At 74.4% G+C, this 25,292-nt stretch carries 27 protein-coding genes, 1 pseudogene and 1 riboswitch; of the genes and pseudogenes, 13 read left to right on the top strand and 15 right to left on the bottom strand.

What is annotated here, in order from left to right; all coding sequences use genetic code 11:
• Positions 1–34 precede the first annotated feature (34 nt).
• Complete coding sequence (locus tag BLT39_RS05200) at positions 35–1,093, bottom strand: zinc-dependent dehydrogenase (protein WP_091059996.1); 1,059 nt, start codon at positions 1,091–1,093, stop codon at positions 35–37.
• A 258-nt stretch (positions 1,094–1,351) separates the two neighbouring features.
• Here BLT39_RS05200 and BLT39_RS05195 point away from each other — a divergent pair, with 258 nt between their 5' ends.
• From BLT39_RS05195 to BLT39_RS05185, 3 genes are all read left to right on the top strand, one after another.
• The gene (locus BLT39_RS05195; RefSeq protein ID WP_091059993.1) at positions 1,352–3,355 is read left to right on the top strand and encodes a PTS mannitol transporter subunit IICBA; all 2,004 of its coding nucleotides are present in this window, start codon (positions 1,352–1,354) and stop codon (positions 3,353–3,355) included.
• A gap of 70 nt (positions 3,356–3,425) precedes the next feature.
• On the top strand, positions 3,426–4,169 hold the full coding sequence (locus tag BLT39_RS05190) for an SDR family oxidoreductase (protein ID WP_091059991.1): 744 nt from the start codon (positions 3,426–3,428) through the stop codon (positions 4,167–4,169).
• Positions 4,170–4,298: 129 nt separating this feature from the next.
• Positions 4,299–5,420 carry an NDMA-dependent alcohol dehydrogenase gene (locus tag BLT39_RS05185; RefSeq protein WP_091059987.1) on the top strand — a complete coding sequence of 374 codons (1,122 nt, stop codon included), beginning with the start codon at positions 4,299–4,301 and terminating at the stop codon, positions 5,418–5,420.
• Between the two features lie 90 nt (positions 5,421–5,510).
• Here BLT39_RS05185 and BLT39_RS05180 read toward each other — a convergent pair whose 3' ends face one another.
• Together BLT39_RS05180 and BLT39_RS05175 are read right to left on the bottom strand one after the other, a co-directional pair.
• Positions 5,511–5,780 (bottom strand): DUF2277 domain-containing protein, encoded by a 270-nt coding sequence (locus BLT39_RS05180; RefSeq protein WP_091059983.1) that lies wholly within the window; start codon positions 5,778–5,780, stop codon positions 5,511–5,513.
• A 5-nt stretch (positions 5,781–5,785) separates the two neighbouring features.
• On the bottom strand, positions 5,786–6,958 hold the full coding sequence (locus BLT39_RS05175) for an acyl-CoA dehydrogenase family protein (protein WP_091059979.1): 1,173 nt from the start codon (positions 6,956–6,958) through the stop codon (positions 5,786–5,788).
• A 61-nt stretch (positions 6,959–7,019) separates the two neighbouring features.
• Between BLT39_RS05175 and BLT39_RS05170 the strand changes: the two genes are divergently transcribed.
• From BLT39_RS05170 to BLT39_RS05150, 5 genes are all read left to right on the top strand, one after another.
• On the top strand, positions 7,020–7,607 hold the full coding sequence (locus BLT39_RS05170) for a TetR/AcrR family transcriptional regulator (protein WP_091059976.1): 588 nt from the start codon (positions 7,020–7,022) through the stop codon (positions 7,605–7,607).
• 87 nt (positions 7,608–7,694) lie between these two features.
• Positions 7,695–8,780: a FecCD family ABC transporter permease gene (locus tag BLT39_RS05165; protein ID WP_242658175.1), complete on the top strand. Its 1,086-nt coding sequence runs from the start codon at positions 7,695–7,697 to the stop codon at positions 8,778–8,780.
• 10 nt (positions 8,781–8,790) lie between these two features.
• Positions 8,791–9,885, top strand: coding sequence for a FecCD family ABC transporter permease (locus BLT39_RS05160; RefSeq protein WP_091059969.1), 1,095 nt, complete (start codon positions 8,791–8,793; stop codon positions 9,883–9,885).
• A 14-nt stretch (positions 9,886–9,899) separates the two neighbouring features.
• Positions 9,900–10,733, top strand: coding sequence for an ABC transporter ATP-binding protein (locus BLT39_RS05155; protein ID WP_091059967.1), 834 nt, complete (start codon positions 9,900–9,902; stop codon positions 10,731–10,733).
• A gap of 79 nt (positions 10,734–10,812) precedes the next feature.
• Positions 10,813–11,103, top strand: a complete 291-nt coding sequence (locus BLT39_RS05150; RefSeq protein ID WP_091059964.1) for a DUF1540 domain-containing protein — start codon at positions 10,813–10,815, stop codon at positions 11,101–11,103.
• A 7-nt stretch (positions 11,104–11,110) separates the two neighbouring features.
• Here BLT39_RS05150 and BLT39_RS05145 read toward each other — a convergent pair whose 3' ends face one another.
• From BLT39_RS05145 to BLT39_RS05130, 4 genes are all read right to left on the bottom strand, one after another.
• Positions 11,111–11,533: a hypothetical protein gene (locus BLT39_RS05145; protein ID WP_091059959.1), complete on the bottom strand. Its 423-nt coding sequence runs from the start codon at positions 11,531–11,533 to the stop codon at positions 11,111–11,113.
• A gap of 59 nt (positions 11,534–11,592) precedes the next feature.
• Positions 11,593–12,627 (bottom strand): iron-siderophore ABC transporter substrate-binding protein, encoded by a 1,035-nt coding sequence (locus BLT39_RS05140; protein WP_091059955.1) that lies wholly within the window; start codon positions 12,625–12,627, stop codon positions 11,593–11,595.
• Positions 12,628–12,644: 17 nt separating this feature from the next.
• Complete coding sequence (locus BLT39_RS05135; protein WP_091059952.1) at positions 12,645–13,646, bottom strand: iron-siderophore ABC transporter substrate-binding protein; 1,002 nt, start codon at positions 13,644–13,646, stop codon at positions 12,645–12,647.
• Between the two features lie 90 nt (positions 13,647–13,736).
• The gene (locus BLT39_RS05130; RefSeq protein WP_207507631.1) at positions 13,737–14,723 is read right to left on the bottom strand and encodes an acyl-CoA dehydrogenase family protein; all 987 of its coding nucleotides are present in this window, start codon (positions 14,721–14,723) and stop codon (positions 13,737–13,739) included.
• A 43-nt stretch (positions 14,724–14,766) separates the two neighbouring features.
• On the opposite strand from BLT39_RS05130, the gene BLT39_RS05125 reads away from it, so the two are divergent.
• The gene (locus tag BLT39_RS05125) at positions 14,767–15,672 is read left to right on the top strand and encodes a mechanosensitive ion channel family protein (protein WP_091059947.1); all 906 of its coding nucleotides are present in this window, start codon (positions 14,767–14,769) and stop codon (positions 15,670–15,672) included.
• On the top strand, positions 15,669–16,145 hold the full coding sequence (locus BLT39_RS22265; RefSeq protein WP_091059944.1) for an Rv3103c transmembrane domain-containing protein: 477 nt from the start codon (positions 15,669–15,671) through the stop codon (positions 16,143–16,145). Before BLT39_RS05125 ends, BLT39_RS22265 begins: the two co-directional genes overlap by 4 nt.
• A gap of 125 nt (positions 16,146–16,270) precedes the next feature.
• On the opposite strand, the gene BLT39_RS05115 is transcribed toward BLT39_RS22265, so the two are convergent.
• Genes BLT39_RS05115 through BLT39_RS05100 form a run of 4 tightly spaced genes read right to left on the bottom strand, consistent with a single transcriptional unit; the run spans position 16,271 to position 19,221 of the window.
• Entirely contained in the window at positions 16,271–17,287 is a 1,017-nt protein-coding gene (locus BLT39_RS05115) for a zinc-binding dehydrogenase (protein WP_091059940.1), read from the bottom strand.
• 22 nt (positions 17,288–17,309) lie between these two features.
• Positions 17,310–18,446: a MalY/PatB family protein gene (locus tag BLT39_RS05110; protein ID WP_207507629.1), complete on the bottom strand. Its 1,137-nt coding sequence runs from the start codon at positions 18,444–18,446 to the stop codon at positions 17,310–17,312.
• A gap of 38 nt (positions 18,447–18,484) precedes the next feature.
• Positions 18,485–18,778 carry a Sec-independent protein translocase subunit TatA gene (gene tatA, locus BLT39_RS05105; RefSeq protein WP_091059930.1) on the bottom strand — a complete coding sequence of 98 codons (294 nt, stop codon included), beginning with the start codon at positions 18,776–18,778 and terminating at the stop codon, positions 18,485–18,487.
• 29 nt (positions 18,779–18,807) lie between these two features.
• Positions 18,808–19,221: a MarR family winged helix-turn-helix transcriptional regulator gene (locus BLT39_RS05100; RefSeq protein ID WP_091059927.1), complete on the bottom strand. Its 414-nt coding sequence runs from the start codon at positions 19,219–19,221 to the stop codon at positions 18,808–18,810.
• 76 nt (positions 19,222–19,297) lie between these two features.
• Here BLT39_RS05100 and BLT39_RS05095 point away from each other — a divergent pair, with 76 nt between their 5' ends.
• The 3 genes and pseudogenes from BLT39_RS05095 to metX all read left to right on the top strand — a co-directional run bounded on the left by BLT39_RS05095 (position 19,298) and on the right by metX (position 23,570).
• Complete coding sequence (locus BLT39_RS05095; RefSeq protein WP_091059925.1) at positions 19,298–21,082, top strand: ABC transporter ATP-binding protein; 1,785 nt, start codon at positions 19,298–19,300, stop codon at positions 21,080–21,082.
• 26 nt (positions 21,083–21,108) lie between these two features.
• A riboswitch (SAM riboswitch) is annotated at positions 21,109–21,226 on the top strand.
• Positions 21,227–21,265: 39 nt separating this feature from the next.
• Positions 21,266–22,558 (top strand): annotated as a pseudogene (locus tag BLT39_RS05090) (bifunctional o-acetylhomoserine/o-acetylserine sulfhydrylase); the annotation flags it as partial.
• A 1-nt stretch (position 22,559) separates the two neighbouring features.
• The gene (gene metX / locus BLT39_RS05085; RefSeq protein ID WP_091059918.1) at positions 22,560–23,570 is read left to right on the top strand and encodes a homoserine O-acetyltransferase MetX; all 1,011 of its coding nucleotides are present in this window, start codon (positions 22,560–22,562) and stop codon (positions 23,568–23,570) included.
• Between the two features lie 3 nt (positions 23,571–23,573).
• Here the strand turns inward: metX and BLT39_RS05080 are convergent, their stop codons facing one another.
• Genes BLT39_RS05080 through BLT39_RS05065 form a run of 4 tightly spaced genes read right to left on the bottom strand, consistent with a single transcriptional unit; the run spans position 23,574 to position 25,292 of the window.
• The gene (locus BLT39_RS05080) at positions 23,574–24,062 is read right to left on the bottom strand and encodes a hypothetical protein (RefSeq protein WP_091059914.1); all 489 of its coding nucleotides are present in this window, start codon (positions 24,060–24,062) and stop codon (positions 23,574–23,576) included.
• On the bottom strand, positions 24,059–24,421 hold the full coding sequence (locus tag BLT39_RS05075) for a response regulator (protein WP_091059911.1): 363 nt from the start codon (positions 24,419–24,421) through the stop codon (positions 24,059–24,061). Before BLT39_RS05075 ends, BLT39_RS05080 begins: the two co-directional genes overlap by 4 nt.
• Positions 24,418–24,900: a chemotaxis protein CheX gene (locus BLT39_RS05070; protein ID WP_091059908.1), complete on the bottom strand. Its 483-nt coding sequence runs from the start codon at positions 24,898–24,900 to the stop codon at positions 24,418–24,420. The genes BLT39_RS05075 and BLT39_RS05070 overlap by 4 nt, the downstream gene beginning before the upstream one ends.
• Entirely contained in the window at positions 24,897–25,292 is a 396-nt protein-coding gene (locus tag BLT39_RS05065; RefSeq protein WP_091059904.1) for a response regulator, read from the bottom strand. Before BLT39_RS05065 ends, BLT39_RS05070 begins: the two co-directional genes overlap by 4 nt.

Here is a 25,292-nt window from a genome sequence, read left to right as displayed (position 1 = left end):
GGGTGCACGCACCCGGGGCCCCGTCGCGGGTGGCTCAGGGTTCGACGGTGACCTTGATGGCCTTGCCGCTCTTGACGATGTCGAAGGCCTCCAGCGCACGCTCCAGCGGGATGCGCTCGGTGATGAGGTCCTTGACCGGCACCTGCCCGGAGGCGATGTACTCCAGCGCCCGCTTGTTGTGCTCGGGGGCCGAGCCGTTGGCGCCGTGGATGTGCAGCTGCCGGTAGTGCACCACGTTGGAGTCGCAGGTGATCGTCGGGTTGGTCTTGGGCAGCCCGCCGAAGAAGGAGATCCGGCCGTTGCGGGCGGCCATCGCGATGGCCTGCTCCTGGGTGACGTTCGCGGCGGTGGCGGTGATGACGACGTCGGCGCCGCGGCCGCCGGTCAGCTCCATGACCCGCTCGACGACGTCGACCTCGGCGCCGTTGATGACCTCGTCGGGCTGCACGGCGTCGGCGCTCATCTGCAGCCGCTCGGCGTTGACGTCCACGAGGAAGACCTTGCCCACCTTGTGCACGCCGCGGGCGATGCGGATGTGCATGCAGCCGATCGGGCCGGCGCCGAAGACGACGAGGGTGTCGCCCTCCTCGATGCCGAGCAGCTCCTGGGCGTTGATGGCGCAGGCGAAGGGCTCCGCGGCCGAGGCCTCGTCGAAGCCGACGCCCTCGGGGATGCGGTTGAGACCGTCGACCTTGAGCACCTGCTCGGGCACGACCATGTACTCGGCGAAGCCGCCGTCGTACTGGTAGCCGACGGAGGTCTGGTTCTCGCAGACGGCCATCCAGCCCTTGCGGCACTCGTGGCACTCCCCGCACGGCACGGCGGCGATGACCTGCACCCGGTCGCCCGGGGCCCAGCTGGCGCCGAAGGCGCTCTCCACCTCGGCGCCGACCTCGACGACCTCGCCGGCGATCTCGTGCCCGATGGTGCGCGGCGGGCTGAGGTTCTGGTGCCCGTTGTGGAAGATCTTGACGTCGGTGCCGCAGGTCGAGCAGTTGCGCACCTTGATCTTCACCTCGCGCGGACCGCACTCCGGCTCCGGCACGTCCTCGAGGCGGACGTCCTCCGGGGCGTAGAAACGCAGGGCCTTCATGTGTCCTCCACAGGGGTGCGATCGCGCGGATGTGCCCGCGATCACTGTAGTGACGGGGCTCCTCGCATCGGATCGTACGCATCCGGGCCCCGGGTCGGCCCGACTCGTTCGGCCCGGACCCCTTGACCGGGCCCGAAACGGCTTGTACAAACTCAAACGCAGATCCGTGACAGCTGTCACAGACTGTGCCTACGATCCGATCCACCGCCGTCCGCGGGCTCTCGCCCCGGCTGCGCCCTCTCGAGAAGAAGGTCATCGATGGCCACAAGCACCGACACCGCGCAGCGGGGATCGGCCCGGCTGCGCGTGCAGCGGTTCGGCACGTTCCTGTCGAACATGGTCCTGCCCAACATCGGCGCGTTCATCGCCTGGGGCCTGATCACGGCCCTGTTCATCCAGACCGGCTGGATCAAGCTGATCGGCGACGCCTTCGGCTACGACGGCGGCTACGGCTTCGTCTCCCAGCTCGGCGCCTGGACCAACGCCGACGGCACGCCCATGCACGAGGGCACCGGGATCGTCGGCCCGATGATCACGTACCTCCTGCCGCTGCTCATCGGCTACACCGGCGGCCGGATGACCTACAACGACAACCTCCGCGGCGGCGTCGTCGGCGCCATCGCCACCATGGGCGCCATCGCCGGCGCCAGCGTCCCGATGTTCCTGGGCGCGATGATCATGGGCCCGCTCGGCGGCTGGTCGATGAAGAAGCTCGACGCGCTGTGGGCGCACAAGATCCGCCCCGGCTTCGAGATGCTGGTCAACAACTTCTCCGCCGGCATCTGGGGCGGGTTCCTCGCCGTCATCGGCTTCGTGCTCGCCGGCCCGTTCGTGCAGGCCTTCAGCACCGTCGCCGGGAACGTCGTCGACTTCCTGGTCGAGCGCAACCTGCTGCCGCTGACCTCGATCTTCATCGAGCCGGCCAAGATCCTGTTCCTCAACAACGCGATCAACCAGGGCATCCTGACCCCGCTGGGCACCAACCAGGCCGCCAGCGCCGGCCAGTCGATCCTGTTCCTGCTCGAGGCCAACCCCGGCCCGGGCCTGGGCCTGCTGCTGGCCTTCGCGCTGTTCGGCAAGGGCGCGGCGAAGTCCTCGGCCCCCGGCGCGATCCTCATCCAGTTCATCGGCGGCATCCACGAGATCTACTTCCCGTACGTGCTCGCCAAGCCGAAGCTGATCGCCGCGGTGATCCTCGGCGGCATGGCCGGCGTGGCCACCAACGTGGCCTTCGGCTCGGGCCTGCGCTCCCCGGCCTCGCCCGGCTCGATCATCGCCGTCTGGGCGTCCTCGCCGCCGAGCAGCCTGCTGGGCGTCACCGCCTCGGTGGTCGTCGCGGCCGGTGTCTGCTTCGTCGTCGCGGCCTTCCTGCTGAAGATCGACAAGAGCGCCGACGACGGCGACCTGGCCGCCGCCACCGCGCAGATGGAGGCCAACAAGGGCAAGAAGTCCTCGGTCGCGGGCATGCTCGGCGGCTCGGCCGCGGCCTCGACCGGCCCGATCCACTCGATCGTGTTCGCCTGCGACGCCGGCATGGGCTCCTCGGCCATGGGCGCCTCGGTGCTGCGCAAGAAGGTGCAGGGCGCCGGGTTCTCCGACGTCACCGTGGTCAACAAGGCCATCTCCAACCTGAGCGACGACGTCGACCTGGTGGTCACCCACCGCGACCTCACCGACCGGGCCCGCTCGAAGTCCCCCTCGGCCGCGCACGTCTCGGTCGACAACTTCATGGGCAGCCCGCGCTACGACGAGATCGTCGAGCTGCTCCGCGAGCGCAACGGCTCCGGCGCGGGTGCCGGTGCCGCCGCGGCCCCGGCCGTCGGCGGGGCGAGCGGGCTGCTGGCCCGCGAGTCGATCGTCCTGGACGCCAGCGGTGACCGTGCCGCCGCCATCCAGCAGGCCGGCGAGCTGCTCGTCGCGGCCGGCGCCGTGGACTCCTCCTACGTGCGGGCCATGCACGAGCGGGAGACCTCGGTGTCGACCTACATGGGCAACCTGCTTGCCATCCCGCACGGCACGAACGAGGCGAAGTCGGCGATCCACCGCTCGGCGATCTCCTTCGTCCGCTTCCCGGGCGGGGTCGACTGGAACGGCTCGGAGGTGCGCTTCGTGATCGGCATCGCCGGCGCCGGCGACGACCACCTCGCGCTGCTCGCCCGCATCGCCGAGGTGTTCAGCGACAGCTCCCAGGTCGCCCGCCTGGAGCAGGCCCGCACCGAGGACGACGTCCTCGCCGTCCTGGGGGCCATGCAGCCCGCCTGACGCGTCACCGCAGCGGCCCCGGTCCCCTCGTGGGACCGGGGCCGCTGTGCGTCCGGGGCAGGATGCCCGCATGCACACCCGGCCCCTGACCGTCGTCACCGGGGGGAGCCGCGGCATCGGGGCGGCCACCGTCGCCGCGCTCGCCCGCGCCGGCCACGACGTCGTCGTCGGCCACCGCACCGGGGAGACCGAGGCGGCCGCGGTCGTGGCCGACGCGGAGTCCGTCGGCGTCCGGGCGGTCGCGGTGCGGGCCGACGTCACCGACCCCGACGACGTCGACCGGCTGTTCGGCACCCCGCTGGGGACGCCGACCGGGCTGGTCGCCAACGCGGGGCTCACCGCCCACCTCGGCGACCTGGCCGACACCCCGGTGGACGTCGTCCGGCACGTGCTGGACGTGAACCTGCTCGGCGCCGTGCTGTGCTGCCGCCGCGCCGCCCAGGTGATGGCGACCGACCGCGGCGGGGCCGGCGGCGCCGTCGTGTGCGTCTCCTCGTCGGCGGCCACCCTCGGCTCGCCGCACGAGTACGTGCACTACGCCGCCGCCAAGGCCGGCGTCGACGCGCTCGTCGTGGGGCTGGCGAAGGAGCTCGCGACGTCCGGCGTGCGGGTCAACGGCGTCGCCCCGGGCCTGGTGCGCACCGGCATCCACGCCGGCGCGGGCGACCCCGGGCGGCTGGACCGGGTGACCGCCCGGGTCCCGATGGGCCGTCCCGGCGAACCCGACGAGGTCGCCCCCGCCGTGGTCTGGCTGCTGGGCCCGGACGCCGGTTACGTCACCGGGACGGTGCTGCGGGTGGCCGGCGGGCTGTAGGCCGGTTGCAACGGGTTGCAGCCCGGCAGGTGGGCCGTGACCGCCGTCACCATCGTCTGACGAATGCGTTTATGGTCACACCGGCACGTGACACCAAGTGCCGCCAGGCCGAGCGAAGCAGGAGCAACGATGCCCACCACCACCCGCGCCGCCATCATCCGCCAGTCCCCCGGCGAGTACGAGACCGTCACCCTCGACCTCGACGACCCGAAGAAGGGCGAGGTCCAGGTCAAGCTGGCCGCTTCGGGGCTGTGCCACTCCGACGACCACCTGCAGACCGGCGACCTCCAGGTCATGACCTACCCGTTCTGCGGCGGCCACGAGGGCTCCGGCGTCATCACCAAGGTCGGCCCCGACACCCCCGGCTTCGAGGAGGGCGACCACGTCGTCTTCTCCTTCGTGCCCTCCTGCGGCCAGTGCTCCGCCTGTCGCCGCGGCGACTTCAACCTCTGCGACACCGGTGCGCTGCTGCTGGTCGGCTCCCGCCCGGACGACCCGGAGGACTTCCGGATGCACCTGGACGGCCAGAACGTGGGCCAGATGTGCGGCATCTCGACCTTCTCGGAGTACACCACCGCGAACGTCGCCTCGGTCATCAAGATCGACAAGGACATCCCGCTGAAGTCCGCCGCCCTCGTCGGCTGCGGCGTGCCCACCGGCTTCGGCACCGCGGTCAAGGCCGGCGGGGTCAAGCCCGGTGACGTCGTCATCGTCATGGGCATCGGCGGCATCGGCATCAACGCCGTCCAGGGCGCGGCCCACGCCGGCGCCACCCGGGTCATCGCGGTCGACCCCGTGCCGTTCAAGCGCGAGATGGCGCAGGAGTTCGGCGCCACCGACGTGTTCGAGGACATGGAGAAGGCCACCGAGTTCGCCCAGTCGATCACCGAGGGGCAGGGCGCCGACGTCGCCCTCATCACCGTGGGCGTGCTCAAGCCCGAGCACCCGGCGCAGGGCCTGGCCTCGATCCGCAAGGGCGGCACCGTCGTCGTCACCGGGCTGGGCAACATGACCGAGACCACGCCGATCTCGGCCTTCGACCTCACCCTCATGCAGAAGCGGCTGCAGGGCGCGATCATCGGCGCGCAGTCGCCGCACTCGGACATCCCGAAGCTGCTGCGCATGTACCAGGCCGGTCACCTCAAGCTCGACGAGCTGATCACCAAGGAGTACACCCTGGACCAGGTCACCGAGGCCTACCAGGACATGCACGAGGGCACGAACATCCGCGGCGTCATCGTCTTCGACTGAAGAAGGACCCCCTCGCCCCCCACGACGCGCTCCGCCCGCCGCGGGTCCCTGCGAGGGCGCCGTTCCAGCGAGTCACCTGGCCGCCGTCCGCTACCTCGCGTAGCGGGCGGCGGCCTTCTCGCGTGCCCGGGCGGCCAGCACCTCGCGGTCGCGCGGCGGTGCGCTGGTGACCAGGTCCTCGAGCAGGTGCCGGGTGGCGTGCGCGATCTCGGCCACCGCCCGGTCGAACGCCTCCTGGTTGGCCTGGGACGGCTTCACCGACCCGCTGACCTTCCGGACGAACTGCAGCGCGGCGGCGTCGACCTCGTCGGGCGTGGTGGCCGGCTCGAGGTTGTGCAGGACGCGGATGTTGCGGCACATGCCGATCAGGCTAGGACGGCGGTCTGCGCCGGGACACCCTTCGCCAGCGCCCGGCTGACGACCAGCCGCTGGATCTGGTTGGTGCCCTCGAAGATCTGCATGACCTTCGCCTCGCGCATGTAGCGCTCGACCGGGAAGTCGCGGGTGTAGCCGTACCCGCCGAGCACCTGGACGGCGTCGGTGGTCACCTTCATCGCGTTGTCGGTGGCGACCAGCTTGGCGATGGAGGCCTGCCGCGAGTAGGGCAGGCCGGCGTCCTTGAGCCGGGCGGCGTGCAGGGTCATCGCCCGGGCGGTCTCGGTGCCGGCGGCCATGTCGGCCAGCAGGAACGCCAGGCCCTGGTGGTCGATGATCGGGACGCCGAAGGTCTCGCGCTCCTTGGCGTAGGCCAGCGCGTCGTCCAGCGCGCCCTGCGCCAGGCCGACCGCGACCGCGGCGATGCCCAGCCGGCCGGCGTCCAGACCCGACAGCGCGATCGGCAGACCCTCGCCCTCCGCGCCCAGCCGGCGGTCGGCGTCGACCCGGACGCCCTCGAACCGCATCAGCGCGGTGGTCGAGCCGGTCAGCCCCATCTTCCGCTCGGCCGGGTCGGCGGACAGGCCCGCGGCGTCACCGGGCACCAGGAAGCAGGAGATGCCGCGGGAGCGGTGCTCCGACGTCCGGACCATCACCTTGTAGAAGTCGGCCTGCCCGCCGTGCGTGGTCCAGGCCTTCTCGCCGGTGATCACGTACGCGTCGCCGTCCCGGACGGCCTTCGTGCGCATCGCGGCCGGGTCGGACCCGGCGTGCGGCTCGGACAGGCAGTACGCGCCCAGCAGCTCACCGCCGAGCATCTCGGGCAGCCAGCGCTCCTGCTGCTCCCGGGTGCCCGCCGTGGCCAGCCCGAAGCAGGACAGCCCGTGCACGCTCACCCCGACGCCGACGCTGGCCCACACCGCGGCGATCTCCTCGAGGACCTGCAGGTAGACCTCGTAGGGCTGCCCGCCGCCGCCGAGCTCCTCGGCGTAGGGCAGCCCCAGCAGCCCGGCCTTGCCCAGCGTGCGGAACACCTCCCGGGGGAACTGCTCCTCGGCCTCGGCCTGCGCCACCCGGGGCGCCAGCTCCTCCCGGGCGAGCTCGCGGGTGAGCTCGAGCAGGTCGGCGGCCTCCTGGGTGGGGACCAGACGCTGGACCGGCATGGCGGGCACCTCTCATCAGTACTGCAGGACGCTTCGCAGTACCGAAGATAGCCTGGATGCCATGACCGCCGCCAGGACCGCCACCCGGGGTCCCGCGCGCCGTGCCGAGCTGCTCGACCAGCTGGTCGACGTGGTCCTCGCCGAGGGGTTCGCCGCGTTCACCCTCGACGAGCTGGCCCGCCGGCTGCACTGCTCGAAGTCCACGCTGTACGCGGTCGCCGGCAGCAAGGAGCAGCTGGTCGTGGCCGCCGTCCGCCGGTTCTTCGCCCGGGCCACCGTCGCGGTCGAGGAGCGCGCCGCCGCCCCGGCCGACGCCGGCGGGCGGATCGAGGCCTACCTCCTGGCGGTCAGCGAGCAGCTGCGCCCGGCCTCGGCCGCCTTCTTCGCCGACCTGGCCGCGTTCCCGCCCGCGGCCGAGGTGTACGCGGCCAACACCCGGACGGCGGCCCGGCGGGTGCAGCAGCTGGTCAGCGCCGGGGTGGCGGCCGGCGAGCTGCGCCCGGCGCACGCCTCCTTCGTGGGTGCCGCGGTGACCGAGGTGATGGCCGCCATCCACGCCGGGCGGATCGCCGCGGCCACCGACCTGGACGACGCCGCGGCCTACGCCGAGCTCGCGGCCCTCGTCGTCGCGGGGCTGCACCGCAGCTGAACCTTGACCCCGCGGGTCGCGTGGGTAAGGTGAGGCTTACCGACCATGGTCCGTCCGGGCCACCCCGCGACCGTGCCAGGAGATGCCGTGGCCCCCGCCGTGCGCCCCGCGCCGCGCACGGCACCCGGCGACCCGGCCACGGGGACCCGCCCCGAGCGGCGCGGCCTGCTGCGCGGTCCGGCCACCCGCATCGGCGGGCTGTGGCTGCTGCTGGCCCTGGTCGTCGTCGCCGCCGGGCTCAGCGTCGCCGTCGGCACCCGCGCGGTCGACCTGGGCACCGTCTGGCACGCGCTGACCGACCCGGCCGCCACCGGTGACGACGTCGTGGTCATCCGCGAGCTGCGGGCGCCGCGCACGGTCCTCGGCATCCTCGTCGGGCTCTCCCTCGGCGTGGCCGGCGCGCTCATGCAGGGCCACACCCGCAACCCGCTCGGCGACCCCGGCCTGCTCGGCGTCGCCGCCGGCGCGTCCGCCGCCGTCGTCGGCGCGATCTTCCTGCTCGGCATCACCACGCCCTCGGGCTACGTCTGGTTCGCCTTCCTCGGCGCGCTGCTCGGCTCGGTCGCGGTCTTCCTCATCGGCTCCAGCGGCCGCGGCGGCGCCACCCCGGTCAGCCTGGCGCTGGCCGGTGCCGCGCTCAGCGCGCTGCTCTACGCGCTCATCCGCACCGTGCTCATCACCGACCAGCAGACCCTGGACAGCTTCCGGTTCTGGGTGGTCGGCTCGCTGGCCGGCCGCGACGCCGCCGTCGCGTGGCAGGTGCTGCCCTTCGTCGTCGTCGGCCTGGTGCTGGCGATGGTCAACGCCCCGGCGCTGAACCTGCTGGGCATGGGCGAGGACGTCGCCCGCGGGCTGGGCCAGCACGTGCTGCTCGCCCGGGTCACCGGCATCGCCGCCATCACCCTGCTCACCGGCGCGGCCACCGCGGCCTGCGGGCCGATCGGTTTCGTCGGCCTGGTCGTCCCGCACGTCGCCCGCGCGATCACCGGCCCCGACCACCGCTGGCTGGTGCCCTACTCCGGCCTGCTCGGCGTCGTGCTGCTGCTGGTCGCCGACGTGGTGGGCCGGGTCGTCGTCCGCCCCGGCGAGCTGCAGGTGGGCATCGTGCTGGCCCTGGTCGGCGCGCCGTTCTTCATCGCCCTGGTCCGCCGCCGCCGGCTGGTCGCGCTGTGACGGTGCCGCGATGACCTCGACGATCACCACCCGCGGCCCGGGCGTGCGCACCGACCGCCGGCGCACCGTCCGCGTCGGGCCCTTCTCCGGCGTCGTGCGCACCCGCCAGCTGCTGCTGCCGGTCGTGGCGCTCGCCGCCCTCGTGCTGGTCAGCGCGGTCAGCCTGGGGCGCGGTGACTACCCGATCGGCCTGGGCGACGTGCTGCGCACGCTGGTCGGCCTCGGTGACCCCACCCAGCAGTTCATCGTCACCGAGCTGCGCGCGCCGCGGATCGTCGTCGGCGTCCTGGTCGGCCTGGCGCTCGGCCTGTCCGGCGCGCTCATCCAGACCTTCGCCCGCAACCCGCTGGCCTCCCCCGACACCCTGGGCATCAACGCCGGCGCCTCGGCCGCCGCGGTCGGCGTCATCGTGCTCGGCGGTGGCTCCGGCGCCGCGGCGGGTCTGCTCGGCGGGCTCGGCCTGCCGGTGGCGGCCCTGCTGGGCGGCCTGCTGGTGGCTCTGCTGATCTTCGCGCTGGCCTGGCGGCAGGGCGTCGACGGCTACCGGCTGGTGCTGGTCGGCGTGGGCCTGTCCGCCGTGGGGTTCGCGCTGGTCGACTGGCTGCTCACCCGCTCCGACATCCAGGACGCCGCGGCCGCCACCGTCTGGCTCACCGGCTCGCTCAACGCCCGCACCTGGGACCAGGCCTGGCCGCTCGGGCTCGCGCTGGCCGTGCTGCTGCCCGTGGCGCTGGCGCTGTCCCGCCAGCTGGGCGTACTGCAGTTCGGTGACGACACCGCGCGTGCCCTCGGCGTCCGGGTCGGCGCCACCCAGGCCGTCGTCGTGCTGGTCGCCGTCGCGCTGGCCGCCGTCGCCGTCGCCGCGGCCGGGCCGGTCCAGTTCGTCGCGCTGGTCGTGCCCCAGGTCGCCGTCCGGCTCGCCGGTGGGTCCCGGCCGCCGCTGCTGGCCTCGGCGCTGCTGGGCGCCGTCCTCGTCGTCGGGGCCGACCTGCTGGCCCGCACCGTGCTGCCCGTCGCCCTGCCCGTCGGCATCGTCACCGCCGTCGTCGGGGCCCCCTACCTGCTCTGGCTGCTCGTCCGCGGCCGCCGATCGATCACCGCATGAGGCGAGGAGACCCGATGACCGCGACGCTGGCCCACCCCGACCTGCGCGCCGCCGCCCGGCCCCGGGTGCGGCTGGCCGCCGAGCAGGTGCGCCTGGCCTACGGGGAGAACGTCGTCGTCGACGGCCTGGACCTCGAGCTCACCGACGGCTCGTTCACCGCGATCGTCGGCCCCAACGGCTGCGGCAAGTCCACCCTGCTGCGCGCCCTGGGCCGGCTGCTGCGCCCCACGTCGGGCCAGGTCGTGCTCGACGGCAAGCCGATCGCCCGGACCCCCACCCGCGAGGTCGCCCGGGTGCTGGGCATGCTGCCGCAGACCCCGATCGCGCCCGAGGGGCTGACCGTGGCCGACCTGGTCGCCCGTGGGCGGCACCCGCACCAGTCCTGGCTGCGGCAGTGGTCCCGCGACGACGAGGACGTCGTGGCCGAGGCGCTGCGCTGGACCGACATGGACGGGTTCGCCGACCGGCCGGTGGACGCGCTGTCGGGCGGCCAGCGGCAGCGGGCCTGGATCTCGATGGCGCTGGCGCAGGGCACCGACCTGCTGCTGCTCGACGAGCCCACCACCTACCTGGACCTCTCGCACCAGATCGACGTGCTGGAGCTGATCGCCCGGCTGCACGCCGAGCGCGGCCGCACCGTCGCCGTCGTGCTGCACGACCTCAACCTGGCCGCCCGCTACGCCCACCGCCTGGTCGCCATGAAGCACGGCGTGGTCGTCGCCTCCGGCACCCCGGCCGAGGTGCTCACCGAGCAGCTGCTGGCCGACGTGTTCGACCTCGAGGCGCGGGTCGTCACCGACCCGGTCTCGGGGACCCCCATGGTGGTCCCGGTCCGCCGGCTCCGTTGACCTCCACAACCGCGCAACCGCAGGTCAGGGCAGGCTTGGCTCGGTGGCGGGGCGCCCGGACCTCTGTCACCGTCTCCCCATGACCAGCACCCAGGAGATGCCCCAGGTCCAGGACTGCTCGGTGAGCGCCTGCTCCTACAACGCCGACTCGGGCTGCCACGCCGGCGCCATCACCATCGGCGGCGACCACGCGCACTGCGGCACGTTCGTGGAGATCTCGTTCCGCGCCGGGCTCGAGCGCACCGGCGTCGTCGGCGCCTGCCACCGCACCGACTGCCGGCACAACGAGAAGCTCGAGTGCACCGCGTCGGCCGTGCAGGTCGGGTCCGCCTCGGACCAGGCCGACTGCCTGACCTACTCCGCCCGCTGACCCCGGCCTAGGAGGCCAGCAGCGCCGCCACGTCGGGCAGCGGCTCCAGCTCGACGCGGCCGTCGGCGTGCGCGCGCAGCGACGTGTCGGCGACCGACAGCGCGGCCACCGGGTCGACGTCGTCCACCAGCACGGTCGCGCCGTGCGCGGCCAGCCCACGCAGGGCACTCAGCAGGGTGCGCCGCTGCGCCGCGGGCAGGCCGTCGGTGAGCCGCTGCACCAGCACCACCGGTGCGTCGGCCGCGGCCACCCGGGCCAGCCGGTCGGCCAGCGGCTCGTGGGCCGGGGCGGTCAGCCGGACGGCGCCGAGACCGCCGTGGCCGTCGGCGCAGCGGGCGCTGCCCTCGTCGAGCGCGCCGCACACGGCCGACCGCACGGGGGCGGGGCCGAGCAGGACGACGACGGACGCGACGGGCAGCTTCAGGGACACGCGGGACCTCCAGGACGGATGAGGCAAGGCTAACCTCGCCCCACCCGTCCTGTCGATGGTCAGCTGCCGGCGAGGGCGTCCTGGATCTGGGGCACCAGCTGGTCGAGCGCGAACGGCACGCTGAGCACGTCGTTGTAGCTGATTGCGCCGCCGCCGGACAGCGGGTCGGTGTAGATGACCCGGCCGGCCTGCACGGCGGGGACGGTGGCGAACACCGGGTCGGCCTCGAGCTGGCTGCGGGTCTCCTCGACGCTGCTCAGCGCCAGCACGACCACCAGGTCGGCGTCCAGCAGCTGCACCTGCTCGGCGGAGATGGTGACGAAGAAGCCGCCCTCGGCGTCGATGTCGGCGATGCCGGGGGTGAGCTCGAAGCCCAGGTCCTCGAAGAAGGACACGCGGGTGTCACCGGTGACGTAGGCGGAGTAGCCGCCGCTGCCGTCGGTGGCCGGCAGGGTCACCACGACGGTCTTGCCGGCGAAGTCGGGGTTGGCGTCGCGGGCCGCGCTGAAGTCGGCGTCCACGCCGTCCACGAGCTCCTGCGCCTGGTCCTCCTTGCCGAGCGCCTGGCCGATCGCCAGGGTGGCGTCGTCCCGGTCGACCAGGTAGGCCGTGGAGCCCTCGGGCCGGGCGAGCACGGGGACGACGGCCGACAGCTGGTCGTACTCGTCCTGCTCGATCCCGCTGCCCACGGCGACGACGAGGTCGGGCCGCAGCGCCAGGACCTCCTCGACCCCGGGCGGGGAGGAGACGGGGAAGACCTGCATCTCGGCCTCGCCGGCGAGGTCCTCCGCCCACGGACCCAGGCCCGGGACCGAGGCGTCGGGGAAGGTGACGAACTCCTGGAAGGCGACGGGCTGCACGCCCAGGGCCAGGAGGGTGTCGACCTCGGTGTAGCCGATCACGACGATGCGCTCGGGCTCGGCGTCGATGGTGGTCTCGCCGAAGGCGTTGGGGATGGTCACCGGGAAGGCGCCGTCGGCCGCGGCCGACCCGCCGGTCTCCTCGGACGAGCCACCGCCGGTGGAGCCGCCGCAGGCGGACAGGGCGAGCGCGGTGACGGCCGCGAGTGCGGCCAGGGTGGTACGGCGGGACATGGTCGGTCTTCCTCCGGTCAGGCGGTCGCAGCCAGCGCGGTGGCCAGCAGCGGGGTCAGGTTCTGCGCCAGGTAGGGCGCGGAGAGCACGGTGTTGTAGGACATGGCGCCGCGGACGTCGCCGGCGTCGACGAGCAGGCCGCCGTCGGCGACGACGGGTACCTGGGCGAGCAGGGCGTCGGCCTCCACGGTGGCCACCGACTCGGGGTCGGTGAGGACGACGAGGACGTCGCCGTCGAGCAGGTCCAGCCGCTCGGTGGACAGCTCGACGTAGAAGCTGTCGCCGGCGTCCTCGGCGAGCACGGCCTCCGGCGCGGTGATGCCGAGGTCGCCGAGCACCCGGCCGCGCGCGTCGGCGGGCAGGAAGGCGTAGTAGGTGCCGCCGGAGTAGAGCGCGGCGGTGCCGGTGGCGCCCTCGAGCTCGGGGTGCTCGGCCAGGGCGTCGGCGAAGGCCTGGTCGGCGTCGGCGATCAGCTCCTCGCCGCGGGCCTCCTCACCGACCGCCTGGGCGATCATCCGGGTGGCGGTGTCCCGGTCCACGCCGTAGGCCACCGTGCCCTCGGGGCGCACCAGCGTGGGCGCGATCTCCGACAGCTGCGCGTAGACGGCCTCGTCGAAGCCGGCGGAGACGCCCACGATCAGGTCCGGGGCCAGCGCGGCGACCGCCTCGACGTCGACCTCGGCGGAGGTGAACACCTCGGGCTCGACGTCGCCGAAGAGGTCCTCGGCCCAGGGTCCGACGCCCTTCGAGTCGGCGTAGAAGACGAACGGGGTGACCGCGACGGGCACCACGCCCAGCGCGAGCAGGGGGTCGGTGTCGGTCACGCCCAGCGCCACCACCCGCTCGGGCCGGTCGGGGACGGTGGTCTCGCCCCAGATGTGCTCGACGGTGACCGGGAAGGCGCCGTCGGACGCCGTCGGGCCGGCTGCGGGGTCGGTCCCCTCGGTGGAGCCGCCGCAGGCGGTCAGGGCGAGGGCGGTGACGGCGGCGAGCGCGGCCAGGGCGGTGCGGCGGGGCACGGGACTCCTTGGTGGTGAGGCGGTAAGGCTAGCCTCACCTGATCTGGCCGGTGCGACCAGGTCCTCCCGTCCGCCGAGACCGGATCGTGATCAGCCGGCCGCGCCGAGCCGGTGCAGCAGGGCCGCCTTGATCGCCGGCCGGGAGCCGAAGACGAGCAGGAACAGGGCCTCGCGGGACAGCCGCTCGGCCGGGTGGCCGCGGGAGACCGAGCCGCTCCCGGCGGCGACCGCCAGCAGGCCGGCCGCCCGGTGCGCCAGCGCGGCGGCCGCGGCCCGGGCGTCGGGCAGCTGCTCGGGTCCGGCGGCGTCCAGCCGGGCCCGGGCGGTGGCCAGGTCGGCGTCCAGCCCGGGCAGCTGCGCGAGCCGGGCGCAGCGGGCGGCCAGACCCAGGGCCAGCGACCCGTTGGCCCGCAGGTTGCCGGGGTCGCGGGCCTGCCACGCCGCCAGCGGCACCGACCGGACCAGCCTGGAGGCCGGGACGACGTGCCCGGACACCCGGAACTCCACCGTGGCGCTGGCCTGCACCGCGACCAGCTGCTGCGGCACCGCGGTGAGCGTGGGGCCCTCCTCCGCGTCGACCAGCAGGAAGTGCACGACGTCGTCGGCGTCCCGCGCGGCCACCAGGACGACGTCCACCTGCCCCCAGCCGGTGACCCAGGGGACCCCGCCGTCCAGCACGAAGGCGTCGCGCTCGCGGCGGGCGGTGATGGCGACCGGCTGCGGCCGGGTGGCCGCGAGCAGCGCGATGCCCGACCGGCGGCGCCCGGCGCACAGGTCGGCGAGCCACTCGTCGGCCAGCGAGGAGCCGGTCACCATCGCGGGCACGGTGAGGTGCTGCAGCCAGATGAAGGCTGCGGACAGGTCGCCGCCGGCGACGGCCTCGGCGACCGCGTGCACCGTGCCCGGGTCGGCGGCCAGGCCGCCGTGCGAGACCGGTCCGGTCAGGCCGTAGAGGCCCTCGGCGGCCAGGGTGTCCAGGGTCACCCGGGGGACGGCGCCGGCGGCGTCCACCGCTCCGGCCTGCGGGAACAGCAGCTCGTCGGCGAGGGAGCGGGCACGGGCGACGACGTCGGGCACCCGGACATGCTGCCCCGGTCCGGGCGGCGGCACACTGGGGTGGATGGACGTCGTCGCTCTCGCACCGCTGTCCGGCTTGACCGACTGGGTCCGGGGCCGGGGCCTGGCGGTGCTGCTCATCGTCATCGGCGCCGTGCTGCTAGCCCGCCTGGTCACCTGGGTGGGCGGCAAGGTCACCTCCCGGATCGACGCCAGCGCCGGCGGCGGCGACGCCCTGGTGCGCTCGGAGGCGGCCAAGCACCGGCACTCGCTGACCCAGGTGCTGCAGTGGGTCGCCGTCGTGGTGATCTACACCGTCGCCACGGTCACGGTGCTGTCGACGCTGGGCCTGCCGGTGACCAGCCTGGTCGCGCCGGCCACCGTGCTCGGCGTCGGGCTCGGGTTCGGCGCGCAGCGGGTCGTGCAGGACGTGCTGGCCGGGTTCTTCCTGATCACCGAGCGGCAGTACGGGTTCGGCGACGTGGTCTCGATCGCGGTGGTCGGCGGCGGCGACCCGGCCGAGGGCACCGTCGAGGACGTCACGCTGCGGATCACCCGGATGCGGTCGATGAACGGCGAGGTGGTGATCATCCCGAACGGCCAGATCGTGAAGGTGATCAACCTGTCCCGCGACTGGGCCCGCGCGGTGATCGACGTCCCGGTGCCCGCGACCACCGACGTCAGCCATGTGCAGGACGTGCTGCGCGAGGTCGGCGAGCAGGCCTTCGCCGACGAGCAGCTGGCCAAGCTGCTGCTGGACGCCCCGAGCGTCATGGGCGTGACCAGCCTGGGCCTGGACGAGGTGAACGTGCGGATCGTCGCGCGGACGCTGCCCGGCAAGCAGTTCGACGTCGGCCGCGACCTGCGCTCCCGCATCGCGCTCGCCTTCCGCCGGGAGGGCATCGTGGTGCGCCCGCAGAGCCCCGACGAGCCGGTGACCAGCCACGACCCCCGTGAGGTGACCTCGTGACCGACCGCCGCCCCACCACCCCGGTGCCGACCGTCACCGCCGAGCCGGCCACGCGTCGCCGTCCCCGCCTGCTGCCCAAGCGGGTGCCTGCCCGGATCGGACCGGCCCGCACCTCCACGCTGGTCCTGGTGGTGCTGTTCGTGGCGCTGTTCTTCGCCTGGGACCCCTCGGCGATGTCGGCGTCGTTCACCAGCCCGGTGCCGGCCTCGACCACCGAGGCACCCGCGCCCACCACCGAGGCCCCGGCACCCACGACGACCACCGAGGCGCCGGCCACGACGACGACCGAGGACCCGTCGCCGTCGTCGGCCCCGACCACGACGTCCCGGCCGACCACGACGGCGCCCAGCACGACCACCGAGGACGCCGACCCCACCACGACGGCGCCCCCGACGACGTCAGCCCCGGCCACCACCACGCCGGCCCCGGCGACGACCACGGCCCCCGACACCTCGGTCGCCCCCACCGGCTGACTCCTCCGCCAGCTGCCGGGCCGCGGCGCGCGTCGACCTTGCAGGACGACAACGCCGCCACGCCGGTGGGCGGCGCGCCACCGTTGCGGTTCTGCAAGATCAACGCGAGGGGCCGGCGGGGCGGGTCAGAACGAGGTGAGCACCGTGACGCCGGGGGTGCGGCCGACCTCGACCAGCGCGGGACCCGCCTCGGTGAGCGGCAGCTCGCGGGTGACCAGGTCCTGCGGGCGCAGCCGGCCGGCGGTGATCATCGAGAGCATCGCCGGGTAGTCGTGCGCGGCCATGCCGTGGCTGCCCAGCACGGCCAGCTCCCGGGCCACCACCAGCTCCATCGGCACCACGGCCCGGCCCGCCGAGGGCGGCAGCAGGCCGACCTGCACGTGCCGGCCGCGCGGGCGCAGCGACCGGATCGAGGCCTCGCAGGTGGCCGGCGAGCCCAGGCAGTCCAGCGCGACGTGCGCCCCGCCGCCGGTCAGCTCGAGCACGCCGTCCGTCGAGGGCAGCACGTGCTCGGCCCCCATCGCCGCCGCCAGGTCGCGCGCCCCGGGCGAGGGGTCGACGGCGACCACCCGGGCACCGGTGCCGACCGCGACCTGCACGGCCGAGAGCCCGACGCCGCCGCAGCCCACGACCGCGACCCACTCCCCCGGCGCGGCCCGCCCGACCCCGGTGACCGCGCGGAAGGCGGTGGCGAACCGGCAGCCCAGCGACGCCGCGACGGGGAAGGCCAGGTCGTCGGGCAGGGCGACCAGGTTGACGTCGGCGGCGTCGAGGGCGACGTACTGCGCGAAGGAGCCCCAGTGCGTGAAGCCGGGCTGCGTCTGCCGCAGGCACACCTGGCCGTCGCCGTCCCGGCACGGCGGGCAGGTGCCGCAGGCGCACACGAACGGCACGGTCACCCGGTCGCCCACCGACCAGCCGCGCACCCGGGCCCCGACGGCGGCCACCGTCCCGGCCAGCTCGTGCCCGGGCACGTGCGGCAGGACGACGTCGTCGTCGTGGCCGGACCAGGCGTGCCAGTCGCTGCGGCACACGCCGCTGGCCCCCACCTCCACCACCACACCGTCGGGCGCGGGCGCCGGGTCGGGCACCTCCCGCACGGTCAGCGGTCCGCCGAACTCCTCGAACACCAGGGCGCGCACGCCGCCAGCCTGCCCGACCGGGTCAGCGCAGCGCCGCCGCCATCCGCGCCACGGCCTCGGCCAGCACGTCGGGCCCGGTGCCGGCGTTCAAGCGGGCGAAACCGGGGCCGCCGAACCGGGCGCCGTCCTGCAGGGCGACCCGGCCGCGGCGCAGGAACGCCTCGACCGGGTCCCCGGGCAGCGCGGAGACGTCCAGCCAGGCCAGGTAGGTGGCCTCGGGCCGGGTCCACCCCACCTCGGGCAGGTGCCGTGCCAGCAGGTCGCCCAGTTGGTCGAACCGGGCCGCCAGCGCGGCGAGCAGCCCGTCGAGCCAGGCGTCGCCGTGCTCCAGGGCCGCCACCGAGGCGAGCACGCCGAGGTGGCCGGTCCGCGAGGTGAGGTCCGGCGGCAGCCGGTCGACCACCGCCCGGCCCGCCGGTGACCCGCTGACCACCGCGGCGCACGTGAGCCCGGACAGGTTGAACGCCTTGCTGGCCGACAGCACCGACACCGCGACGTCGGCCGCGCCGGGCACGGTGAGCAGCGGGGTGTGCACGGCACCAGGCAGGGTGAGCGGCGAGTGGATCTCGTCCACGACCAGCGGGACGCCGTGCCGGCCGGCCAGCGCCACCAGCTCGGCGAGCTCGGCCGCCTCGTGCACGCGGCCGACCGGGTTCTGCGGCGAGCACAGCAGGTAGGCCGCCGGCCGGTGCTCGGCGAACGCCCGGTCCAGCGCGGCCAGGTCCAGCCGCCACGGGTCACGGGCCAGCGGCACCTCGCAGGCCACGGCCCCGACCACGGCGACCCAGGCCCAGAAGGGCGGGTAGACCGGCGGGCTGAACGCGACCGGCCGCCCGCGCGCACCGAGGGCGCGCAGCACCTCGACCACGCCGACCTCCACGTCGGGGACGGCGGTGACCGCGGCCGGGTCCACCGCCCAGCCCCACCGGCGCGCGGCGAACCCCGCCCACGCGCGGCCCAGCCCGGGGACCGCCCAGGAGTAGCCGGTGTCCGACGCCGCGACCGCCGCGGCCAGCGCGTCGGCCACCGGCGGGGCCAGCGCGACGTCGAGCTCGGCCACCGTCAGCGGCAGCACGTCGGGGTCGTCGGCGGCCCACTTGGCGCTGCGCCGGCGGGCGGCACCGACCGTGTCGGCGAGGGTCAGGAACACGGGCTCCACGCACCCGACCGTGCCACCCCGCCGGCACCGGCGGGGCCTCAGGAGGTGATCGAGGGCCGTTCGGCGTCCGCCCGGGCGCGGGCCGCGCGGGCCCTGGCCTCCAGGGCCACCGCCTCCGCCTCCGCGGCCGCGGCCTCCAGCTCCTCCGGCGAGGACGGCGCCGGGGCCGGCGCCGCGGCCCGGACGTCGTCGTCCTTCATGCCGTTCATCTCGCCCTTGAAGATGCGCAGCGACCGGCCCAGGGAGCGGGTCGCGTCGGGCAGCTTCTTGTAGCCGAACAGCACGAAGACGGCGAGCAGGATCAGCCCGATCTCGGGTACGCCCAGGTCCATGGCGCCAGCGTGGCCCGCGAACCTGGGGGTCAGCTGTCGAGGAACCTGCGCAGCAGCCGGGCGAGCTCGGCGCGGTCGTCGGCGGGCAGCCGGGACAGCGCGGCCCGGGCGTCGGCCGCCCGCGCCGCGGACACCTCGTCGCGCACCCGCACCCCCTCGGGCGTGAGCTGCACGAGCACGGCCCGCCGGTCGGTGGGGTCGGGCACCCGCTCGACCAGGCCGCGCCCGGCCAGGCCGTCGACCACCTCGGTGGCCGACCGGGGCGCGATGTGCAACCGCTCGGCCAGCCCGGACAGCCGCAGGCCGTCGACCCGCCCGGCCACCATCAGTGCCCTGACCTGGTGCGGGGACAGGTCCCACGGCTCCAGCACCGCCTGCCACCGGCCGCGCAGCGAGCGGGCCGCGCGGACGATGAGCTCGCCCAGGTCGTCGTCGGTCGACACGGCGGAATGCTAGCGCGATCGCTGAGGTTCATGCATAGTGAGGTAACCACAGCAACCGACAGAGAGGGGGACGTGCATGCCACGCCCCGAGACCCGGACCGACCCCGCCGACCGCACCCAGCTCGAGCGCTCCCCCGTGCCGCTGCGCCGGGTGGTCGCGCTCTTCCGACCCTTCCGCCTCCAGGTGGGCACGGTGATGGCGCTGATCGTGGCCAGCTCGCTGATCGCCCTCGCCACCCCCTTCCTGGTGCGCACCGTCATCGACGACGCCCTCCCGCACGCCGACGTCCGGCTGCTGGCCTGGGCCGTCGCCGGCATGGTCGCCGTCGCCGCGGCCACCGCCCTGCTCGGCGTCGTGCAGACCTGGATCTCCACCACCGTGGGCCAGCGCGTCATGCACGGCCTGCGCACCGCCGTCTTCACCCACCTGCAGCGCCAGTCGCTGGGCTTCTTCACCCGCACCCGCGGCGGCGAGGTGCAGTCCCGCCTGACCAACGACATCGGCTCCATGCAGTCGGTGGTCACCACCACCGCCACCAGCCTGGCCTCCAACGCCACCACCGTCGTCGGCACCGCGGTCGCCATGGCCGCGCTGAGCTGGCGGCTGTCGCTGCTGTCCCTCGTCGTCCTGCCGCCGGCCGTGTGGCTGACCCGCAAGGTCGCCCTGATGCGCCGCGAGGTGACCGGGGAGCGGCAGCGCCGGATGGCCGACATGCAGACCCAGGTCGAGGAGGGCCTGTCCATCTCCGGCGTCCAGCTGGGCAAGACCCTGGGCACCGGCCCGGCGCAGTCGCTGCGGTTCGCGCAGACCTCCCAGGAGCTGGTCGCCCTCGAGGTGCGCTCGCAGCTGGCCGGCCGCTGGCGGATGGCCTCGATGAGCATCGTGTTCGCCGGCATCCCGGCGCTGATCTACCTGTTCGCCGGCCTCCCGGCGACCTCGGGCGGGATGACCATCGGCACCCTGGTCGCCTTCACCGCGCTGCAGGGCACGCTGTTCCGCCCGCTGATGGGCCTGCTCGACGTGGGCGGGCAGCTGATCACGTCGATGGCCCTGTTCAGCCGGGTGTTCGAGTACCTCGACCTGCCCGTGGACATCGACGACCCCGCTGAGCCGGTCGCGCTGCCGCACGTCCGCGGCGAGGTCCGGCTGGAGCACGTCGGGTTCTCCTACGGGGACCGGCCCGCGCTCACCGACGTCGACCTCGTGGTCCCGGCCGGCACGACGCTGGCCCTGGTCGGCGAGACCGGCTCGGGCAAGTCCACCCTCGCCTCGCTGGTCAGCCGGCTCAACGACGTGACGACCGGCCGGGTGACCGTGGACGGCGTCGACGTGCGGGACCTGCCGCTCGCCGAGCTCGCGCAGGTGGTCGGCGTGGTCAGCCAGGAGACCTACCTGCTGCACACCACCATCCGGGAGAACCTCCGGTACGCCAAGCCCGACGCCACCGACGCCGAGATCGAGCAGGCCGCCCGCCGGGCCCAGGTGCACGACGTCGTCGCGGGGCTGCCCGACGGCTACGACACCCTCGTCGGCGCCCGCGGGCACCGGTTCTCCGGCGGGGAGAAGCAGCGGCTGGCCATCGCCCGCACGCTGCTGCGCGACCCGAGGGTGCTGGTCCTGGACGAGGCCACCAGCGCGCTGGACAACGAGACCGAGCGCGCCGTGCAGGCCGCCCTCGACGAGGTCGCCCGGGGCCGGACGACGATCACCATCGCCCACCGGCTGTCGACCGTGCGGCACGCCGACACCATCGCCGTCCTGGACCACGGCCGGGTCGTGGAGCAGGGCACCCACGACGAGCTGGTCGCCGCCGGCGGCCGGTACGCGGCCCTGGCGGGTGCGGTGGCCCTCGCGGCCTGATCCGGGCATCGCCTAGGATCGGGGCGGCTCACGAGAGGCAGCGACAAGCACCTGGCTTGCTGCCCGGCAACCGCTACTCCGTCTGCGGTGCTCCCAGGGGAAGAGCCGGCCGCCCGGCGCCCGCCGGGGGAGCAACCGACGGAGTGCCCGCGCGCCGCGGGCCCTCCCGACACCGAGGAGGACGGCGCGATGAGCGGTTCCTGGAGCTTCGAGACCCGGCAGATCCACGCCGGCACCAGCCCCGACCCCACGACCGGGGCCCGCGCGCTGCCGATCTACGCGACCACCAGCTACCAGTTCCGCGACTCCCAGCACGCCGCGGACCTGTTCGCCCTCGCCGAGATGGGCAACATCTACACCCGGATCATGAACCCGACGCAGGACGCGCTCGAGCAGCGCGTGGCCTCGCTCGAGGGCGGCGTCGCCGCCCTCGCGGTGGCCAGCGGCCAGGCCGCGGAGACCCTCTCGATCCTCAACCTGGCCGAGGCCGGCGACCACGTGGTGGCCTCGGCCAGCCTCTACGGCGGCACCTACAACCTGCTGCACCACTCGCTGCCCAAGCTCGGCATCACGGTGTCCTTCGTCGAGGACCCCGACGACCCGCAGGCCTGGCAGGCGCTGGTCCAGGACAACACCCGGGCGTTCTACGCCGAGACCATCGGCAACCCCAAGGGCGACGTCCTCGACATCGCCGCGGTCAGCGAGGTCGCGCACCGCAACGGCGTCCCGCTGATCGTGGACAACACCATCGCCACGCCCTACCTGATCCGCCCCATCGAGTTCGGCGCCGACGTCGTCGTGCACTCGGCGACCAAGTACCTCGGCGGCCACGGCACCGCCGTCGCCGGGATCATCGTCGACAGCGGCAACTTCGACTGGACGCAGGGCAAGCACCCGATGTTCACCACCGCCGACCCGACCTACCACGGCGTGGTCTACGCCGACCTGGGCGCGCCCGCCTACGCGCTCAAGGCCCGGGTGCAGCTGCTGCGCGACCTCGGCCCGGCGATCAGCCCGTTCAACGCCTTCCTCGTCGTGCAGGGCATCGAGACGCTGTCGCTGCGGCTGGACCGGCACGTGGCCAACGCGCAGGCCGTGGCCGAGTGGCTCGAGGCCCGCGACGAGGTCGAGTCGGTGCACTACGCCGGCCTGCCCTCCTCGCCGTGGCACGCCGCCGCCCAGAAGTACGCCCCGAAGGGCCCCGGCGCGGTGCTGGCGTTCGAGATCGCCGGCGGCGTCGAGGCCGGCAAGGCGTTCGTGGAGGCCCTCGAGCTGCACAGCCACGTGGCCAACATCGGCGACGTGCGCAGCCTGGTCATCCACCCCGCCTCGACCACGCACTCCCAGCTGACCCCCGAGGAGCAGCTGACCACCGGTGTCACCCCGGGCCTGGTCCGCCTCGCGGTCGGCCTGGAGGGCATCGAGGACATCCTCGCCGACCTCGACGCGGGCTTCCGCGCCGCGAAGGGCGCCTGAGGTGGCGGGCGCCTGGCGGGAGGGGGACCCGTCGGGCGCCCGGCAGTTCCTGGACCTCGGTCCGCGGCAGCTCGAGCTCGGCGGGTCGCTGCCCGGGGTCCGGGTCGCCTACGAGACCTGGGGCGACCCGGCCGACCCGCCCGTGCTGGTGGAGCACGCGCTCACCGGCGACAGCCACCTGTTCGGCGCGGCGGGCCCCGGCCACCCCACCCCCGGGTGGTGGGCGGCGCTCGAGGAGCAGGTGAGCGGGTACTTCGTCGTGTGCGCGAACGTCCTCGGCGGCTGCCAGGGGACGACGGGGCCGGCCTCGGCCGCACCCGACGGCGGTCCGTGGGGCGCCCGGTTCCCCGAGGTCACCATCGCCGACCAGGTGGCCGTGGAGGTCGCGCTGGCCGACGCGCTGGGCATCGACCGGTGGGCCGCGGTCATCGGCGGCTCGATGGGCGGGATGCGGGCGCTGGAGTGGGCGGTCGCGCACCCCGAGCGGGTGGCGCAGCTGTTCTTCCTGGCCTCGGGGGCGGTGGCCACGGCCGACCAGATCGGCACCCAGACCACCCAGCAGGCCGCGGTCACCCTCGACCCGGTGGGCGGGCTCGAGGTGGCCCGGCGCATCGCGCACCTGACCTACCGCAGCGCCTTCGAGCTGCAGACCCGCTTCGGCAACGAGGTGCAGGCCGACGGCAGGTTCGCCGTGGCCAGCTACCTGGAGCACCACGGCACCAAGCTGGCCGGCCGGTTCGACCCGCACAGCTACGTCGTGCTCACCCAGGCCATGAACACCTGGGACGTCGGCCGCGGCCGCGGCGGGGTGGAGGCGGCGCTGGCGCGGGTCACCGCGCGCAGCCTGGTGGCCGGCATCGACTCCGACCGGCTGTACCGGATCGGCGAGCAGCAGCGGGTGGCCGACGCGCTCGGCGTCCCGCTGCGGGTGGTGGAGAGCCCCTACGGCCACGACGGCTTCCTCGTCGAGACCGCGGCCGTGGGGGCCCTCCTCCGCGAACTGCTGGGCTGACCCCTAGGCCAGCACGACCGACAGCGAGCCGCTGCCGTAGCCGGCCACCGACACGTCGATGTCCACCCGGTTGGTCGAGGCGGTCAGCCCGGCGATGTCGCCGGGCAGCGCCTCGCCCGGCGCGTACAGCCGGTCCAGCTTGGAGTGGGTCACCCCGCCGGCGTTGAACAGCGACGCGGCGACGTTGACCACCTCGTGCAGCACCTCGACCTGCATGTCGGTGAGCTCGCCCTCCTCGACGGAGTCCTCGCAACCGCCCTTGGGCAGCAGCGCGAGGGCACCGGCGCACCAGGCCGACAGCGGCAGGTCGATGAGGATGATCGCGTTCAGCCGCGAGGTCGGGTCCACGTAGGCGGCCACGGCCGCCGGGCGGGACGGGTTCGGGGTGACCGGCGCGCCCGGGCCGACGGTGACGTCACGGCCGAGCAGGCCCTCCAGCAGGTCGCGGACGGCCTTGTTGCTGGGCAGCCCGGTCTTCGCGGGGGCGGTCACGCCAGCACCGCGTCGAGCGCGTCGCGGAAGGTGTCCGGCGTGAACGGCTTGGCGATGAGGAACAGCGCGCCGGCGTCGGAGGCGGTCTCCCGCATCTCCGGCGACCCCTCCGAGGTGACGAACCCGAACGGCACGGACGAGCCCTGGGCGCGCAGCGCGCGCAGGCACTCGATGCCGGTCATGTTCGGCATGTTCCAGTCCGACAGGACCAGGTCCGGCGACTCGCTGCCCACCTTGGCCAGGCAGTCGGCGCCGTCCTCGGCCTCGACGACGTCCACGTCGTCGTAGCCGGCCTGGCGGAGGGTGCGGATGACGATCTGCCGCATCACCCGGCTGTCGTCGGCGACCAGGATCTTCACTTCGGGACCTCCGTGGTGGTGGTGGCGGGCGCCTCCGAGGCGCCCTGGATGGTGATGGCGAGGTCGTGGCCCCGCCAGCTCGCGGACACGCGGCAGGTGTCCTCGTCCTCGGCGCGCAGCGGGGCCGGTCCGGTCTCCGGCAACCCGAGGGCCGACGGTCCGGGGAGCAGCGACTTGACGTTGCCGCCGAGGATGTTGGCCAGCTCGCGGAGCACGTCGTCGACGTCCTCGGCGGTGGGCTGCTCGTCGTCGTCCAGCTGCAGCACCGACCGGGCGAGGTCGGCGGTGCCGGACGCGGCGCAGGTGAGCACGACGACGCCGTCCCAGGGGCCGGTGACGGTGACCCAGGAGCTGGGCCCGTCGACGGGCACGGCCCGGGGCAGGAGGAGCTCCTCCTCGCCGACCAGCGCGCTCCACACCTCGCCGGCGACCGCGGTCACGGTCTCGCCGTCGATGAGGGCGGTGATCGGCGCGCTCACGCCGGCACCCCGGGGGACGACGCCGCGGGCATGAGGCCGAGCAGGGACAGCTTGTCGGCGATCGCGTCGGCGGTGAAGGGCTTGATGACGTACTCGTGGGCGCCGGCGGCCAGCGCCTTGACGATCTGGCCGTGCTCGCTCTCGGTGGTGACCATCATCAGCGTCACCTGCCGCCACGCCGGGTTGGCCCGGACGGCGGAGACGAACTGCAGCCCGTCCATCACCGGCATGTTCCAGTCGATGCAGGCCAGGTCGGGGACCCAGCCCTCCTCGAGGACGTCGAGGGCCTCTCGGCCGTGCCCGGCGGGCCGGGTCTCGTACCCGAACCCCTCCAGGATGGAGGCGACGATCCGGCGCATCGCGCGCGAGTCGTCGATCACCAGCGCTCGCAT

Source organism: Klenkia brasiliensis (assembly GCF_900100695.1).
Taxonomy (GTDB): domain Bacteria; phylum Actinomycetota; class Actinomycetes; order Mycobacteriales; family Geodermatophilaceae; genus Klenkia; species Klenkia brasiliensis.
This window is presented reverse-complemented; position numbering and strand designations above follow the sequence as displayed.

Coding starts and splice junctions, on each gene's coding strand:
- BLT39_RS05155 (WP_091059967.1), top strand. CDS start 9,900: ATGACCGCGACGCTGGCCCACCCCGACCTGCGCGCCGCCGCCCGGCCC.
- BLT39_RS05190 (WP_091059991.1), top strand. CDS start 3,426: ATGCACACCCGGCCCCTGACCGTCGTCACCGGGGGGAGCCGCGGCATC.
- BLT39_RS05150 (WP_091059964.1), top strand. CDS start 10,813: ATGACCAGCACCCAGGAGATGCCCCAGGTCCAGGACTGCTCGGTGAGC.
- BLT39_RS05180 (WP_091059983.1), bottom strand. CDS start 5,780: ATGTGCCGCAACATCCGCGTCCTGCACAACCTCGAGCCGGCCACCACG.
- BLT39_RS05170 (WP_091059976.1), top strand. CDS start 7,020: ATGACCGCCGCCAGGACCGCCACCCGGGGTCCCGCGCGCCGTGCCGAG.
- tatA (WP_091059930.1), bottom strand. CDS start 18,778: ATGGACCTGGGCGTACCCGAGATCGGGCTGATCCTGCTCGCCGTCTTC.
- BLT39_RS05140 (WP_091059955.1), bottom strand. CDS start 12,627: ATGTCCCGCCGTACCACCCTGGCCGCACTCGCGGCCGTCACCGCGCTC.
- BLT39_RS05200 (WP_091059996.1), bottom strand. CDS start 1,093: ATGAAGGCCCTGCGTTTCTACGCCCCGGAGGACGTCCGCCTCGAGGAC.
- BLT39_RS05095 (WP_091059925.1), top strand. CDS start 19,298: ATGCCACGCCCCGAGACCCGGACCGACCCCGCCGACCGCACCCAGCTC.
- BLT39_RS05125 (WP_091059947.1), top strand. CDS start 14,767: ATGGACGTCGTCGCTCTCGCACCGCTGTCCGGCTTGACCGACTGGGTC.
- BLT39_RS05195 (WP_091059993.1), top strand. CDS start 1,352: ATGGCCACAAGCACCGACACCGCGCAGCGGGGATCGGCCCGGCTGCGC.
- BLT39_RS05065 (WP_091059904.1), bottom strand. CDS start 25,292: ATGCGAGCGCTGGTGATCGACGACTCGCGCGCGATGCGCCGGATCGTC.
- BLT39_RS05175 (WP_091059979.1), bottom strand. CDS start 6,958: ATGCCGGTCCAGCGTCTGGTCCCCACCCAGGAGGCCGCCGACCTGCTC.
- BLT39_RS05160 (WP_091059969.1), top strand. CDS start 8,791: ATGACCTCGACGATCACCACCCGCGGCCCGGGCGTGCGCACCGACCGC.
- BLT39_RS05185 (WP_091059987.1), top strand. CDS start 4,299: ATGCCCACCACCACCCGCGCCGCCATCATCCGCCAGTCCCCCGGCGAG.